The sequence below is a fragment of the Paracoccus aminovorans genome (assembly GCF_001546115.1).
Lineage (GTDB): Bacteria > Pseudomonadota > Alphaproteobacteria > Rhodobacterales > Rhodobacteraceae > Paracoccus > Paracoccus aminovorans_B.
Window position 1 is genome coordinate 243,893 of the sequence record NZ_KQ955211.1, and the last position, 14,343, is coordinate 258,235.

The following is a 14,343-nucleotide window of genomic DNA, read 5'->3' on the forward strand; positions in this document are numbered from 1 at the left end:
CGGTGTTGCGTGACCTCGACGCACTGATCATCGCCGGCGACCTGGCCAATGATCCGCGGCGGAGCTGGCCCCTGGCACTGCCCAGCTCGGGCGCTGGTGCCGCCCGCGCGGATCTGGGTCATTCCCGGCAATCACAACTATTATGGTGCCACGCTCGACGACAATGTTCTGGCCCGGATCGTAACGGAGGCCGGGGCAAACCTTGCCCAGAAGCGGGTGCTGACCTTCGGCAACTGTCGGCTGCTATGCTGCACGCTCTGGACCGACTTTGCACTGACCGGCGATCCGGAGGCGGCCATGGCCCGCGCCGGGATGGGGATGCTGGACTACGCCCGGATCCGCCGGGCGGAGGGCGGGCTGATCCGCCCCGGGGACACCGTCGCGATTCACCATGATCACCGCGACTGGCTGACGCGGGAGATTGCCAAACCTTGGCGCGGACAGACCATTGTCGCGACCCATCACGCCCCGGACGCGGCTGTGGCCGGTCCCCTTTCCAGCATCAGCCCGGCCTTCGCCTCGGATCTGGAAAGCTGGATCGACGCACACCGGCCCGACTACTGGTTCTTCGGCCATACCCACCGGCCGCTCTCGACCCGCATCCGCGGCGCGCCGGTTGTCAACGTCTCGCTCGGCACTCCCGACGAGGTGCCAGAGGGCGGTCAGGCCGAGCTTCTGCTGCGCGGCCTGATCTTCCCCGGCGCCTGATCGCCATTCCCCCAATCCTCTTTCCCGGCCGGGTCTTCCTCGGCCGATGGCCCCCTCATGCCCGGAGTATTCCCATGTCCACCATCCCTTTCATAGAAGCCCGCTTCTTCGACCCGGCCGAAGGGCGCATTGAACTCGAAACCCGCCTCAAGAATCACCTGCGCAAACTGCGCTGCGGGAAGATTCCTCCAGAGCTTCTAACCCCGATCAGCGATGTAGAGGATGCAGACGACGGCCAGGGGCCAGATCTTATGGATTTCATTGGGATCAGTGCCCACGACGAGGCCCGTATCAATCGTCGGGTCAAACGGCTCCTGGAGCACCGCAAGGCGGCTTCTGGCCTCGAACATCTTAAGTCCGATAACCGGGCGCGGCTTGAGACCTTGAAAGACGGCGTCCGGCTAATCTCGATCCGGAGCGAGCATCACGCCGACGAGCTGGCCGCGGGCTTGCACGGGGACATGCCCTGGATGGCCCCGGCCACCGAGGTGATCTGGCACGCAATGCGCCGCTCGTGGCGCGAGGGTGCTCCGGGCCTCAGGATCCCGCCACTCCAGCTCACCGGCCCGCCCGGCATTGGCAAAAGCCGTTTCGGCAGAGATCTTGCCACATTGCTGGCCACGTCCACCGCCGTGATCGAGGCCACCGGCGAGAATGCCTCCTTCGGCATTGTCGGTTCGCAACGTGGCTGGGGTGGATCCTACCCCGGTCGACTGATCGAAACCGTCCTGCAAAGCCGCATCGCCAATCCGGTCATGATTGTGGACGAGATCGAAAAAGCCGGCACCGCGGTTTCGATGTAAGGGCATGCCTTCGGTCTGGCCGAGGCGGTTCTGCCGCTGTTGGAACCGCTGACCGCGCAGCGCTGGAGCTGCCCGTATTACCAGGTGAAATTCGATATGAGCTGGGTGAGCTGGGTGCTGACCTCGAACGATTGCCGGCTGCTGCCCGAGCCCTTGCTCAGCCGGTGCCCGCCGATCCGGTTGCGCCACCTCACTCTTGCGGAACTGCAGGCCTTCGTGCGCCGCGAGGGCGCGAAGCGCAACCTGTCCGAGACGAGTGTCAAGGCGATCTGCGAGATTCTGTCCCATCCGTCCCTGCAGCGGGATCGGCTCAGCGTGCGGACCGCCATCCGCATGCTGCAGCGCGCCGCCGATCTGGAACAGGGGCCGACGCTCCGCTGAACCGGCCCCTTTTCATACTTCCCTGAATCCAGCGCGCCTGCGGCGATGCCGCAGCCGCCCCTCTTCAAGCCATCGAAATGGAGGTATCATCATGAAACTCTCGCCCAACGAGCGCGCCTGGTTCGACAAGGTGCTGCGCGCCATCGACGCCGCCGAGGCCGGCCCGTCTGACGCAGACCTCGCACAGGCGCCGGTCCTGCCGGATTGGAAAGCGGCGATTTCGCCCGGCGGGCATGTGATGCTTTTGGGGCGAGGTGACCGACCACCCGCTTCTCGGCACTGCGAACATCACCACCTCGCAGCTCATCGCGATTGATCCCGAAGCCGGCTGGGCCCGGACGGCATCGCGCTGGTATCGGCTCGGCCGATCCATCGACGTCCTCGAGGCGGAATTGGCTGATTCCATGAATGGGAAGAAGGCCCTTGCCGGTTCCATCGACTTCACCCTTCCCGGATTCACCAACATCGATGATCCCGAGCTGCTTCAGAAGCTCCTCGCCGAATATATCACGCGGGTGCGCGAGATCGACGCAGCTGACACAACCCGTTGTCCTGCGAGGCTGCCGGCAAGGTCACGTCGGGAGAAGGACGTTGCCGATCCGGAAGCGCACACCGCGCCGACCTTTGACGATTTTGCCTCATCGGCATCTACCGCAATATCCCTCTTGTCGGCGCCTGGCCGCTGAAAGCAGTCCCCGACCCGGCAAGGACACGCACCGCGCGATCTCCGGCGAGCGCGCGTCGCGCAAGCTTTCCAAAGGGTTGTGCTGGGCATGCGCTATCGCTCCGGGCATCGCGCGCCTGATGACAGCAAGCAGGAACGAAGGTTCGCTGGCATCCGGATGACACCGGCAGCGACCATCCACGCCGGCAAGCAGAAATGCGAGGCCGGCGCGGTTCTGCCGGGCTTCGACGGCATTTCGGCCGTCAGTGGTTGGCAGCCGTCCGCAAGCTGCGGGCGGCCGCGTGCAAGTCCCATGACCGCAGGACGATCAAGGCATCGCCGCGGATCGCAGAAAGATCCAGTCAAAGCCATGGAATACGGAAGGCGCGGCAGGCACCTGCGGCGCCGGCGCGGGCCGAGGCATATGCGGTCGTCGCTTGATGGACCAGCTTCGGGCCGACTGCCGGGATGGCGGCGCAGGTCACCTATGCCTCGGGCGCACTGCTGATCGGCACCGGCGCCAGATCCTTCAGAAAGCCGCGCGCCCAAGCCTCGATCGGGTTGGCGCGCAGGACCGCCATCATCGCGGCATGGCGCTCGCGGCGTTCGTCCTGCGGCATGGTCAGGGCGCTGGCCAGGGCCTCGGCCACCTCCTCGATGTCATGCGGGTTGACGATCAGCGCCGCCGAAAGCTCTGCCGCCGCCCCGGCGAAGCGCGACAGGATCAGCACGCCCGGGTCCTGCGGGTCCTGCGCCGCGACATATTCCTTGGCCACCAGGTTCATGCCGTCGCGCAGCGGCGTCACCAGCCCGACCCGCGACATGCGATACAGCCCGGCCAGCAAGGTCTGGCTGAAGGCGCGGTTGATATAGCGCACCGGCACCCAGTCCAGGTTGCCATAGGCCGCATTCAGCCGGCCGGCGCGCTCGGCGACCTCTTGCCGGATGCGTTCATAGCCCTCGATCCCGGCACGCGAGGCCGGGGTGATCTGCATGTATCCCAGCTTGCCATGCAGCTCGGGGTGGCTGGCCAGCAGCTGCTCGAAGGCGCGCAGCCGCTCGGGCAGGCCCTTGGAATAGTCCAGCCGGTCCACGCCGATCACATGGTCGCGGGCACCGAAACGCTGGTGCAGCTCGCGGATGCGCGGCAGATCGCGCGCCCGCGCGGCCCGGGCGGCAAAACCCGCCGTGTCGATCGAGATCGGATAGGCGCCGATGCGGGTGTCGCGCGGCGGGGCGAACTCGAGCCGGTCGCGGGCGCCCTCCAGCGCGTCGCGCAGGTTGGCGGTATCGGTCGGGGTCTGCAGGCCGACCAGGTCATGGGCCAGCATCGCCGACAGGAAGCGGCGCGAGCGCGGCAGCGCCCGGAACAGGTCCCGCGCCGGCCAGGGGATGTGGTGGAAATAGCCGATGCGGTTTTGCACCCCGCGCCGGCGCAGCTCGGCCGCCAGCGGGATCAGGTGATAGTCGTGCACCCAGATCAGGTCGTCGGGCCGCAACAGCCCGACCAGCGCATCGGCAAAGCGGCCGTTCACCTGCTGGTAGCACTCCATGTCGTCGCGGGTATAGTCGAGCAGGTCGGCGCGATAATGGCACAGCGGCCAGAGCACGCTGTTCGAGATGCCTTCGTAATAGCCCTTGACCTCGGCCGGGGTCAGATCCAGCGCGGCAAAGGTGACCTCGCCGGCCTGGCTGAGGGCGACCGGGCCCGGCGTTTCCGCCGTGCGCCCCGACCAGCCCAGCCACAGCCCGCCCCGGTCCTTCAGCGCCGCTTCCAGCGCGACGGCAAGCCCGCCGGCCGCGACGCCCTTGCCGCGTGCGGGCAATCGGTTCGAAACGACGACAAGGCGGCTCATACGACGTCTTCCCATTTGCGCGACAGCTTGATCGCGGCGTTGATCAGCCCGACCATGGAATAGGTCTGCGGGAAATTGCCCCAGAGCGTGCGGCTGGCGACATGCACATCCTCGGACAGAAGCCCCAGGGCGGTGCGTTGTTCCAGCACCGCGGCGAAAATCTCGCGCGCCTCGTCATGGCGGCCCAGCCGGACCAGCGCGTCGATCAGCCAGAAGGTGCAGGCGGTGAAGGCGGTCTCGGGCGTGCCGAAATCGTCGGGCGCGCGATAGCGGAACAGGTGGTGGCCCTGGCGCAGCTGCGCCTCGCAGGCGGCGACGGTGGCCTGGTAGCGCGGGTTCTCGCCGGTGCAGTAGCCGACCTCGGGCATCAGAAGCAGGCTCGCATCCAGGTCCGCGCCGCCGAAGGCCGAGACATAGGCCCCGACCGTGTCGTTCCAGCCCTGGCTCTCGATCGCCTGGCGCATGGCGTCGGCATGGGCGCCCCAGGCGGCGGCGCGTTGCGGCAGGCCCAGATGCGCCGCGATCCGCGCCAGCCGGTCGCAGGCGCCCCAGCACATCAGCACCGAATGGGTGTGGACGCTTTCGCGGGTGCGGAACTCCCACAGTCCGGCATCCGGGGTGTTCCAGCGCGCCACCGCCTGCCGGCCCAGCACCTCCAGCCGCTCGAACAACTCGACCCCGCCGAGCCGCGGCAGGCGCTGGTCGAAAAAGCACTGGCTGACCGCCAGGATCACCGAGCCATAGCCGTCGTTCTGCACCTGCGCATAAGCGGCGTTGCCGCAGCGCACCGGGCCGTTGCCATCATAGCCCAGAAGCGCCGGGCAGGTCTCTTCGTCCAGCACCCGCTCGTGGCCAAGGCCAAACAGCGGCTGCATATAGCCGTCGGGCGTGCCGGTGGCGAGGTTCAGCACATAAGCGAGGTAATCCTCCATCGTCTTGGTGACGCCCAGGCTGTTCAGCGCCTTGACGGTGAAGAAGCTGTCGCGCAGCCAGCAGAAGCGGTAATCCCAGTTGCGCTGCGTATCGGCATATTCCGGGATCGAGGTGGTCAGCGCCGCGACGATGGCGCCGGTTTCCTCGTATTCGCACAGCTTCAGCGTGATGGCGGCGCGGATCACCACCTCCTGATAATCCGGCGGGATCGACAGCGCCCGCACCCAGTCCAGCCAATAGGCCTCGGTCCGTTCCAGGAAGGCGGCGGCGATGACATGGGGCCCGTCGCTCAGCGGCTCGTCGGGGCCCAGCAGGAAGGCATGCGGACGGTCCAGCAGGAAGGGCGTCTCGTTCAGCACGAATTCCACCGGCGCCGAGGTGGTCAGCCGCAGCGCCTGCTGGTCCAGGTCATAGCGCAGGTGGTTGGAGCCGCGCATGACCCGGGCGGCATGGGCGCCATAGCCGTGGCGCGGGCACAGGCGCACGGTGATGCGCGGCGTGCCGGCCAGCGGCTCGACGATGCGCACCAGCGTGCGGCCGCGGAACATCCGGCCGCGATCCGGGAAGCGGGGCAGGAAATCGGTGATCTTCAGGCGGTTGCCCTGGTCGTCCTCCTGGATCGTCTCGAGGATGGCGGTATGGCCGCGATAGCTTTGCCGGGTGCGCGCCAGCCCGTCGCAGCGGATCGACCACAGCCCGCTATCGGGACCGGATTGCGGCTCGAGCAGCCGGCAGAACACCGGGTCGCCGTCGAAGCGCGGCAGGCACATCCAGGTCACGTCGCCAAGCGCGTTCAGCAGCGCGGCGGTCGCGGCATTGCCGATCAGGCCGAGTTCCAGCGAGGGGGCAGGCATCGGGATCATTCGAGGCTCCGTCTTATCCAAAGGGCAAGGGCGGCCGGCCCGGCCAGGCGCAGGTCGCAAGGCAGGTCGCGTTCGCCGACGGCCACGGCCAGCCCCCCGGCCTGCCGCGCCGCCCGCAGCATGGGAATGTCGGTCAGGTCGTCGCCGAAGGCGACCGGGCGGCGGCCGCGAAACGGCGGGTGCGCCATGAAGCGGCGCAGCGCATCGCCCTTGTCATGGCCCCGGGGGCGGATCTCGACCACGCATTTGCCGGGTTGCAGCACCCAGCCCGGGCCAAGCGCCGTGACGGCCTGCTCGGCGGCCAGGGTCAGGGCCGGCTCGGCCGCGGGCGCCAGGCGCCAGTGCAGCGCCAGCGCCGGGCCCTTGTCCTCGAGCCGCGCGCCGGGATGGCGAGCGACGATGGCGGCGAGGCTGTCGCGCAACCCGTCCAGCGCGCCCGCCAGCGCGGCAAGGTCGGGGGTGTCGCCGTCGATCTCCCAGCCGTGCAGCCCGGCCAGGGGAATGCCCGCGGGCAGATAGCGGGCCAGGTCGGCGCGGCGCCGACCGCTCAGCGCGGCGACGGCGCCGCCGCTGCGCTGCCAGAGCCGCAGCAGGTCGGCGCGCAGGCCCTGGTCCAGCACCACATCTTCGGCGCGCGGCGCGATCTCGGCCAGGGTGCCGTCGAAATCGAAGAAAAAACCGTGGCTTCGAGGGTCCGGCATCGCCTCGCCCGCTGTGCTGTAATCCGTCAACCCCTGCCCCTTCCTGCCGCCGCCGGCGCGCGCTGCATGGCGCGGCCGGACGCGGGATCGCGGCCCCTGCCCCGCCGTGGCGCGGCGCCGACCGCTGCTCCATTAAGGCCCGGAGGCGGCGCAAGGTTCCGTGATCGGCGCGCGGTCAGGGACATGAAGCGGGCCGGCGCGCCTGTCGCGGGGATGCCGTCGCGCCGGCATGCGGCGCGACGGCCGGTGTCAGAACCTATGCACCAGGGACAGGGTGGCGTTGCGGCCCCGGCCGATGAAATTGCCGTAGCCCGGGCTGGCGATGGCCGAGTAATACTGCTTGTCGAACAGGTTGTTGACGTTCAGCTGCACCGCCGTCGCCTCGGACAGCTCATAGCGCGCCATCACGTCGGCCACCGCGAATCCGCCCTGGCGCATGGCATAAGGCGCACCGCCGGAATCGAACGAGCCGTCCGGATTGTCCTGATAGGTCCGGCTTTGATAGCGCAGCGCGCCGCCGACCGTCAGCCCCTCCAGCGCGCCGGCCAGGCGATAGGTGGTGTTCAGCTTGACCAGGTGCAGCGGCGCCGTGCCGGTGTTGTAGCGCTGGCCCGCATCCTCGCCTTCCTCGTATTCGGCATGGGCATAGGTATAGCTCGCCGCGACGTTCCAGCGGTCGCTGACGGCGCCCGACAGCTCGAACTCCGCGCCGCGGGTGCGGATCAGCCCGGCGTTGATGGAACAGCCGGTGGCGGGGCCGCCGCAGCCCGTATTGTCCGGGTCGTCCTCGGCCAGGCCGTCCTGGTCGGTCTGGAAGGCGGCGGCGGCAAAGGTCAGGCCGCCGTCCAGCAGCGCGGCCTTGGCGCCGACCTCGAAGTTCTTGCCATAGACCGGGTCAATCAGCCCGTCGACGCCCAGGGCATTCTGCGGGGTGAAGATCCCGGTATAGCTGCCATAGACGGTCCAGGTGTCGTTCACGTCATAGACCAGCCCGACATAGGGCGTCACCTCGGCATCGACCTTGTAGCCGTCGCTGGAATTGCTGCCGGCATAGCCGCTTTCGTTCTGCGCCTCATACCAGGACACCCGGGCGCCGGTGATCAGCTTGACGTTCTCGGCCAGGCTCCAGCGGGCCGAGCCGTAGAGGCCGTAGTTCCGCGACACCATGTCGCCGAAATAGGTCACGTCGCTCGGTTCCGGATAGGGATGCTCGTTCGGATCGGCGACCGAGGGATCGGCAATGACATAGGTATAGGGGTTCTTGCCGTCGTAGCGCGTCCGGTCCCGGTTGCCGTTCACGCCGAAGACCAGGTCATGCTCGCGCCCGAACAGCGTGACCTTGCCCGACAGGCGCAGGTCGCCCGAGTTGGTCTGGCTGACATAATGGAACAGCGCCCCGTCGCGATACAGCGCTCCGGTCGTGTCATACCACATATAGGACGACAGCATGTCCACCATGCCGTTCGACCGGCGCAGCTTGGCCGTCAGCTCCCAGCCGTTGTCGAACTCATGCCGCAGGTCCAGATAGCCGACGGTCTGCTCGCGGTCGGAATATTCCCATTCCGCCGCCGAGGCGGTGTGGGAATCGAAATCGTAGAAGCTGCCGTCGCGCGCGGTCCAGACGCCGCCCCAGGAATAGCCGTCGATCTTTTCCTTGCCATGGCTCAGCGCCGCGCTGATCGTGGTGCTGTCGGTCAGGTCGTATTCCAGCACGCCGTAAAGCAGCCCGCGTTCGTCGGTCATGTAGTCGCGGAAGCCGTTGCCGGCCAGGGCCGATGCGACGAAGCGGCCGCGCAGCCGGCCGTCGGCCGTGATCGGCCCCGAGGTGTCATAGGTCAGCCGCCCGTTGCCAAAGCTGGACGCCTCGACCTCGACCGAGCTTTGCCGCTCGGCCGTGGGCATCTTGCGCACCAGGTTGATCGAGGCCGAAGGGCTCCCGGTCCCCTCCAGCAGGCCGGTGGCGCCGCGCACGACCTCGACGCGGTCGAACATCGCCATGTCTTCCTGCGGGTTCACGTCGCGGGAATAGTAATGCACATAGTTCGGCACGCCGTCGAACTGCTGGTTCTCGACCGCCGAGCCGCGGGCGTAGAAGATCCAGCGGAATTCGCCGTTGCCCTGCTGCGCGGTCAGGCCCGGCGTCCAGTCCACGACCTGGTTCAGCGTGGTGATGCCCTGGTCCTGCATCTGCTGGCTGGTCATCACCGAGACCGATTGCGGCGTTTCCCTGGCCGACAGGTCAAGGCCCGCCGCAGTGCCCGAGGCGGCCTGGGTGGTATAGCGGCCGGTGCCCTCGGTCGCGGCATCGCCGCTCAGGGTGACGGTGTCCAGCACCACGGGCGCATCCGGCGCCGCATCGCTGTCCTGGGCCAAGGCGGCCGGGGCGGCCAGTGCCCCCACAAGGGCCAGCGCCAAAGGGCTGGCGCAGCCGGCAAGTTGCCGGCGGATCGGGTTCGCGACCATGAAACTACTCCTGGCGGGGTGCGCCATGCTCAGGCACGCCCCGGAAATATCGAGCGGCTGGCTTGGCCGCAGGCGTCAGGGTCGCGGCTGGCTTGGTTTCTTCCCTAACCGATGCATGACCGGCGCCGTCAACGATTCCCGTGGAGGGGCAGCGCGCCAGGCCGTCGCCTTTGCCCCGCTGTGGCACGAATGTGACAGACCCCGCATCAAGCCGGGCGCGGGCCCGAGCGTTGCGCGGGGCGCCATACGGTTACCGCCGGTGCGCGTCAGCCGAAACTCAGGCCAGAAGCAGCGTTTCCAGCTGGCTCAGCGCGACGAAGGGAAAGGCGCGGGCCAGGTTCTCGGCAAAGACCGGCTGCTCGAGCACCCTCAACCCGTTGCCGCGGCGCGGCACCTCGGGCCGGGAATCGTGGCCTTCGAGCTTCAGTTGCAGCGAGCCCAGGAAACGCGGATCCAGGAGACAGGGAAAGCGCCGCATCAGCGCGTAATGGCCAAAGGAATAGATCGTCTGCGCCGGCGATCGCGGCCGCACCGCCGCGCCGGCCGAATGGAAGGGGCGGTCGATCTCGTAGCGCGCCGGCTCGGCACCGGCATAGTTGCTGACCAGAAGCCCGCGCGGCATGCTGAAGGCGAAGACGTCGTATTGCCGGCCCGCCTCGGCGGCGCGATGCAGGGCGGCGGTGTATTCGATGCCCAGGCAGTCGTCGTCGTCCAGCCGGAACTGCACCAGCCGGTGCCGCCCGCCGTCCGAGATCTGCGCCAGCAGCGGCGCCAGCGCCTCGTTCACCGTCGGCTGGTCCGACACCAGCAGGTGGATGCGGCCATCGGCGGCGCAAAGCCGTTCCAGCCGCGCGCGATAGGCCTGCGGCATCGCCGGCGAGGTCAGCACGATGAAATGGAAATCGGGATGGCGCTGCGCCTTGATCGAGGCCAGCGTCAGCGCCTCGAAGCTGCGAAAGCGCTGCTCCAGCCGCTCGGGCTGATACAGCGTCTCGGCGACCTTGCGGCGCGCTTCGGCCTCGGCCTCGGAGCCGTGCCCGGTGCCGGAATAGATGGCCCAGTCGCCCCGGCCCAGGAAGGAAAAGCGGCAGATCCCGACGATAAGGTCAGCCATGGCCAGCCTCCCCGCCCCGATGCGCGCCGACCGGAAAAAGTCGCGCGCTGTTGCCTTTGGCCGCCGGCGCCGCAGCGAAGGAAAGCCGAGCCCGGAACAGGGCCATTGCCTGGAAAGAAACCACCATCTGAAACCACCTTCGCATGGCAATGGATCAACAGATAGACGGCCCCTTGACACGGGCCACCACTGGAAAACTCTCTTATGCATAGCGGGGGATGGCCGCGCAGGCAAGCTCTGGCAAGGACCTGATCTGGCAGCAGAACTTTCCGCAGGCCGGCGCGTACCGAAGCGACCGGGCATCGTGGGATCCCCGGCCGCCGAGACAGCGCACTCATTACTGTTAAACCCGGCCCCGACAAAAATGCCGCAGCCAAGTTGATTAATCACGCAGGATGCGGGTTGCGAAATTTCCGATTAGGTCATCTGCTGCTGCCGGAAAAGCAACACGGAGAAACGTCCATGGTGAAGCAATCGGCAACAGCAGAGGAAACCGCGCTTCCGGTCAGCCGCGGGCAGGCGCTGTCCCCTGCCCTGCTGGCGCGGATTTTCTACCAGGCGTCGCTGGTTCACTTCAATGCGGTGGCCGAGCACCTGTCGGTGCGCGAGGCGTCGCGGCGCCTGAACATCGCCGCTTCGGCGGTGTCGCGGCAGATCAGCCAGCTGGAATTCGCCCTGGGGGTCGAGCTTTTCGTGCGCGACCGCCGCCGGCGCCTGACGCTCTCGCCCGCCGGCGAGATCCTCTACGGCCATACCCGCAACCTCGGCAACATCCTCGACAGCGCCGTGGACGAGCTGGAGCTGCTGCGCGGGCTCAAGACCGGCACGGTGCGGATCGCCACGGTGGAAAGCATCGGCATCGCCTTCCTGCCCGAGATCATCTCGGAATTCGGCCGGCGCTACCCGGGCCTGCAACTCGAGGTGTCGATGGTTCCGGGCGCCGAGGTGATCGAGCGGCTGATCGACGAGCGGGCCGAGGTCGGCTTCGGCTTTCCCACCGACACCCATCCGCAGATCGCCGTCGCCCTGCACCGCGACGTGCATATCGGCGCCATGATCCGCCACGACCATCCGCTGGCCGACAGCCGCGGCCCGGTCAGCCTGGCCGAATGCCTGGCCCATCCGATGGCCATCGCGAATTCCGAGATCTCGATCCGCAGGATCGTCGACCCGTTCCTGCTGCAGGCGACCCAGACCCTGCCGCCCATGGTCGAGGTCGATTCCATCCGCATGCTGGTCGAACTGGCGCTGACCGGGCGCTATGTCTCGATCACCACGCCCATCGGCGCCCAGACCGACATCGCCGAGGGCCGGCTGGTGTTCCGGCCGCTGTCCGAGGAGGGCCTGCCCGCGAACCGCTTTGGCGTCATGCTGCGCGGCGGCGGCACGCTGCCGCTCGCCGCCGCGGTGTTCCTGGACTATGCCCGCAACCAGTTCTTGCGGATCGAACTGCCCGGCGCGGTACTGCCCGAGGGCGACGAGGGATAATCGCCCTCGGGCCGGGACGGATCGCGGCCGGCAGGGCCGCGATCCTCGTCGTAAGCGGCCTCGGCAGCTGCCCGGACAGGTTCAGAACCGCAGCGCCGTGGTCAGGAAGAAGCTGCGCCCGGGTTCGGGATAGCCCTCGACCAGCGCGTGGTCGCGGTCGAAAAGGTTGCGCACGCCGAACAGCACCTCGGCCCGCTCGCTGGCGGCCCAGGCGAAATCCAGGTTCGCCAGCGCGAAGCCGCCCATGCGGGTATAGGCGATGGCCGCCGGATCCTCGGGCTGGATCGCGCTTTCCGACAGGCGCGAACTCGACACCTGCAGCGAGGGCGAGACCGTCAGCACCGGCGTCGCCTGCCAGTCCAGCCGCAGGAAGGCGTTGTGGCGCGGCGTGTCGGTCGGCCGATAGTCGGCGCGCAACGGGTCGGTGATCGAACGGTGCAGCCAGGTATAGTTCGTCACCAGCACCAGGCTGTCGGCCAGCTGCCAGTTCGCCGCGACCTCGAAACCCTTGTAGACCCCGTCGCCGACATTGCGGCTCTGGGTGATCTGCTCGCCCTCTGCGTCCAGCGCGCCGGTCGGGACCGACTGGATCATGTCCTTGACCTTGCTGTAGAACAGCGCCGCGTCCACGGTCGCGGGGCCGATGTCGCCGCTGTAGCCCAGTTCAGCGTTCAGCGCGCGTTCCGATTCCAGGTCCGGGTTCGGCACCGCCGTCCCGAAGCGGGTGCTGTAGCGGTCGAAGAGCGTCGGGAACCGGGTGCGCGAGGACAGGCTGGCGCGATATTCGCCCATAGCCCCCGGTTGCCAGATCGCCGCCAGTTGCCAGTTCACCGCATCCGAGGACCCCGTCGGCAGGCCGGCGTCATCCCCGGTCCGGTCGGCTTCCAGCACGCGGGCCCTGTCATAGCTGAGGCCCGCGACCACGCGCAGATCCTCGCGTGCCTGCCAGGTATCCTCCAGCGCGACGGACCAGGTTTCCTCGGTGCTGATCTCGGCCGGATCGGGACTGCCGCCCAGTCCCGGGCGCGAGAACTGGATCGATTCATGCTTGTCGCGGCGGAAATGCGCGGCGCTGCGCAGGCTGTGCTCGCCGATGTCGGCCCCACCCTCCAGGCTCAGGCCCCAGGAGCGGTCCTTGTAGCGGCTGTCGAAGGCGCGGCGCTCGGTCTGGGTGCTGTGGGTGTAATCGTCCCAGGCCGAGAGCAGGTTGTCGAAGCGGTTGTAATAGGCCTTGGTCTTGACATAGCCGGCGCCGAGTTCGGTGTGCGAATAGAAGGCCAGGCTGTCGATGTCCCATTCCGGCCAGGTCCAGTCGCGCTGCCAGCTTTGGCCCTCGCCAGGCTCGTCGGTCAGGCCACGGATGGGCTGGTCGACGTGATAGGGCGCGTTCTTCTGCCCGGTCTGGCGGGTATAGCTCAGCACATATTCGTCACTCGCGTTCGGCGTCCAGCCGGCCTTGAGGTTCAGCCGCGAATCCTCGCTGTCGGAATAGTCGCGCAGGCCGGCGCCCTGCTGCGGGCGCGGCTGAAAATCGCGCGACAGGTGGAAGCCGTCGCTGTCGCGCTTCAGATAGCTGCCTTGCAGCCAGAACTGGTCGCGCTTCATGCCCAGCGACACATAGCCGCTGCGGCCCGAGATGTCGCCGCGATTGCCGGCCTCGACCCCCAGCCGGGCCTCGCCCTCGAAGGGCTGCGTGGGCTGGCGCGTGACCAGGTTGATGGCGCCGCCCATGCCGCCGGGACCGTTCAGCACCGAGACATAGCCCTTTTGCACCTGGATCTCGGCCAGGTCGGGGGTCAGGAAACGGCCATAGTCCAGCCGGTTGTCGGCCGGCAGATAGACCCGGATGCCGTCGATCGACAGCGGCGCCTGGAAGCGGTCGAAGCCGCGCACGAAGACCAACCGCTCGTTGCGGCTGCCGCCGGTATTGCCGACCTCGACCCCCGGCACCACGGCCAGCGCATCGTCCAGCGTCAGCCGGTTCTGCCGTGCAACCTGCTCGGCCGGAACGGTGCTGGCGGTGCCGCCCCCCGCATCGGCCTTGCCGGTCAGCACCACCGTGCCCAGCGTGAAGACCGGGCTGGCCGGTGCGGCCTCTTGCGCCATGCCCGTGTCGGGCTCTTGTGCCGCGCCCGTGTCGGGCTGTTGTGCCATGCCGGCCCCGGGCACCAGCCCGAGCAAAGCCAGGGCGAAAAGCCCCCTCATGTGAAACCCCATCGCTCCCTCTCGCGAATCGTTATGTTTAACAAGACATAACGTAACCGGACGGGATGGCCATAGCCTGAACGGCGTCGCACCCGGGTCGTGTCCGCCGCGCCACGCGGCGCTTGCCAGCACCGCCCGTTATGTTCCATCATCCATAACGTCGC

Annotated in this window: 12 protein-coding genes; 6 read left to right on the forward strand and 6 right to left on the reverse strand. The window is 67.9% G+C overall.

What is annotated here, in order from left to right:
* Window positions 1–96 precede the first annotated feature (96 nt).
* From ASV56_RS21345 to ASV56_RS24705, 5 genes are all read left to right on the forward strand, one after another.
* Complete coding sequence (locus ASV56_RS21345) at window positions 97–708, forward strand: metallophosphoesterase family protein (RefSeq protein WP_253880215.1); 612 nt, start codon at window positions 97–99, stop codon at window positions 706–708.
* 74 nt (window positions 709–782) lie between these two features.
* Window positions 783–1,511 (forward strand): P-loop NTPase family protein, encoded by a 729-nt coding sequence (locus ASV56_RS21350; protein WP_253880217.1) that lies wholly within the window; start codon window positions 783–785, stop codon window positions 1,509–1,511.
* Between the two features lie 39 nt (window positions 1,512–1,550).
* Window positions 1,551–1,892, forward strand: a complete 342-nt coding sequence (locus ASV56_RS24695; protein ID WP_253879828.1) for a hypothetical protein — start codon at window positions 1,551–1,553, stop codon at window positions 1,890–1,892.
* Window positions 1,893–1,983: 91 nt separating this feature from the next.
* Window positions 1,984–2,208 carry a DUF6634 family protein gene (locus ASV56_RS24700; RefSeq protein ID WP_253880219.1) on the forward strand — a complete coding sequence of 75 codons (225 nt, stop codon included), beginning with the start codon at window positions 1,984–1,986 and terminating at the stop codon, window positions 2,206–2,208.
* Window positions 2,147–2,578, forward strand: coding sequence for a DUF6634 family protein (locus ASV56_RS24705; protein WP_253880222.1), 432 nt, complete (start codon window positions 2,147–2,149; stop codon window positions 2,576–2,578). The genes ASV56_RS24700 and ASV56_RS24705 overlap by 62 nt, the downstream gene beginning before the upstream one ends.
* 463 nt (window positions 2,579–3,041) lie before the next feature.
* Here the strand turns inward: ASV56_RS24705 and ASV56_RS21360 are convergent, their stop codons facing one another.
* The 5 genes from ASV56_RS21360 to ASV56_RS21380 all read right to left on the reverse strand — a co-directional run bounded on the left by ASV56_RS21360 (window position 3,042) and on the right by ASV56_RS21380 (window position 10,486).
* On the reverse strand, window positions 3,042–4,412 hold the full coding sequence (locus ASV56_RS21360) for an alpha,alpha-trehalose-phosphate synthase (UDP-forming) (RefSeq protein ID WP_062563979.1): 1,371 nt from the start codon (window positions 4,410–4,412) through the stop codon (window positions 3,042–3,044).
* Window positions 4,409–6,208, reverse strand: coding sequence for a glycoside hydrolase family 15 protein (locus ASV56_RS21365; RefSeq protein ID WP_062563980.1), 1,800 nt, complete (start codon window positions 6,206–6,208; stop codon window positions 4,409–4,411). The genes ASV56_RS21360 and ASV56_RS21365 overlap by 4 nt, the downstream gene beginning before the upstream one ends.
* Complete coding sequence (gene otsB, locus ASV56_RS21370; protein ID WP_062563981.1) at window positions 6,205–6,939, reverse strand: trehalose-phosphatase; 735 nt, start codon at window positions 6,937–6,939, stop codon at window positions 6,205–6,207. The genes ASV56_RS21365 and otsB overlap by 4 nt, the downstream gene beginning before the upstream one ends.
* 219 nt (window positions 6,940–7,158) lie before the next feature.
* Window positions 7,159–9,372 carry a TonB-dependent siderophore receptor gene (locus tag ASV56_RS21375; RefSeq protein WP_062563982.1) on the reverse strand — a complete coding sequence of 738 codons (2,214 nt, stop codon included), beginning with the start codon at window positions 9,370–9,372 and terminating at the stop codon, window positions 7,159–7,161.
* A gap of 277 nt (window positions 9,373–9,649) precedes the next feature.
* A complete protein-coding gene (locus ASV56_RS21380; protein ID WP_062563983.1) occupies window positions 9,650–10,486 on the reverse strand; it encodes a glycosyltransferase in 837 nt (278 codons plus the stop codon).
* Between the two features lie 462 nt (window positions 10,487–10,948).
* On the opposite strand from ASV56_RS21380, the gene ASV56_RS21385 reads away from it, so the two are divergent.
* On the forward strand, window positions 10,949–11,974 hold the full coding sequence (locus tag ASV56_RS21385) for a LysR family transcriptional regulator (protein WP_062563984.1): 1,026 nt from the start codon (window positions 10,949–10,951) through the stop codon (window positions 11,972–11,974).
* An 81-nt stretch (window positions 11,975–12,055) separates the two neighbouring features.
* Here ASV56_RS21385 and ASV56_RS21390 read toward each other — a convergent pair whose 3' ends face one another.
* The gene (locus ASV56_RS21390) at window positions 12,056–14,179 is read right to left on the reverse strand and encodes a TonB-dependent receptor plug domain-containing protein (RefSeq protein ID WP_253880223.1); all 2,124 of its coding nucleotides are present in this window, start codon (window positions 14,177–14,179) and stop codon (window positions 12,056–12,058) included.
* Window positions 14,180–14,343: the final 164 nt, after the last annotated feature.